At 29.8% G+C, this 984-nt stretch carries 2 protein-coding genes; one reads left to right on the forward strand and one right to left on the reverse strand.

All coding sequences use genetic code 11. The annotated features are described in order from the left end of the window. On the forward strand, nt 1-502 hold a 502-nt coding region (locus tag HT708_RS10920), incomplete at its 5' end, for a restriction endonuclease subunit S (RefSeq protein WP_054393278.1). Here HT708_RS10920 and HT708_RS10925 read toward each other — a convergent pair. Then, nucleotides 462-984, reverse strand: a 523-nt coding sequence (locus tag HT708_RS10925; RefSeq protein ID WP_240148736.1) for a restriction endonuclease subunit S, incomplete at its 5' end; no start/stop codon positions are given. The genes HT708_RS10920 and HT708_RS10925 overlap by 41 nt on opposite strands.

The following is a 984-nucleotide window of genomic DNA, read 5'->3' on the forward strand; positions in this document are numbered from 1 at the left end:
CTCTTATTATCTGAATAACATTAAAATTGAAATAGATTTTCCAAGAAGATCAACTTGGTTGCTAGCTCCTTTAGAAAAAATTGTAACAACTATTTCAGCTAAGCCTTATCAAATAAAACAGTCTGAAATTGTAAAAGAGGGCAAGATTCCAGTAGTTAGTCAATCTAAAATATTAGTTGAAGGATTTTCTAATAATTTTTCTAAGATTCTAGACTATAAAACAAACGTTGTAATATTTGGTGACCATACAAGAAATCTTAAGATTATAGACTTCCCTTTTGTTGTTGGTGCAGACGGAGTAAAAATTCTGTCTCCAATTTGCTTATCTGCAAAATTTTTAAAATACCACTTAGACTATACGCTATTATTTGTTAGGAACAGGGGCTATGCTCGACATTATTCGTATCTAAAATCTAAAATAATAGGTATTCCTTCAGTTTTAGAACAAAAGAGAATTGTCGCTAAAATTGATTTACTTTTTCAAAAAGTTTCTCAGCTTTAGTAATTATTAATTTTTGTGTACGTATACCTGGAAAATTAATTATAGTTTGAGAAAATCTAGTTTTGTTTAATATAGGAATAGTGGTAGATGATGTATTGTTCTTGAATTGTTTTTGCATAAAATCAGACTGTATAGCTAAAAGTAAAAATTTTGAGTTGACAAAATTAAATACTTCTATGCCATGCATTTGTTGATTGAACGCTCCATCAACACGAACAATCCCAGCAATTCCAATATTTCCAATACCATTTATTAAAATAGAACCTGCTTTTATTTTTCTGGATTTTGTATTTCCTAGAACCGATAAATATTCAGTTGCATTGTATAGTTCTCCTTGTAATAAATCAGCAGGTTTATAGAATGGTATTTCGCCGCCGTAGTTTTCAGGGCTATTTTTAGATGGCGTGTTACCAGTACTAATTATTCCTATATAATTTAATGTTGTCTGTACCCAATTCATAGGTATCTTCCCATAATAAGAG

This window comes from Streptococcus sp. 3613 (genome assembly GCF_013277375.1).
Classification (GTDB): domain Bacteria; phylum Bacillota; class Bacilli; order Lactobacillales; family Streptococcaceae; genus Streptococcus; species Streptococcus pseudopneumoniae.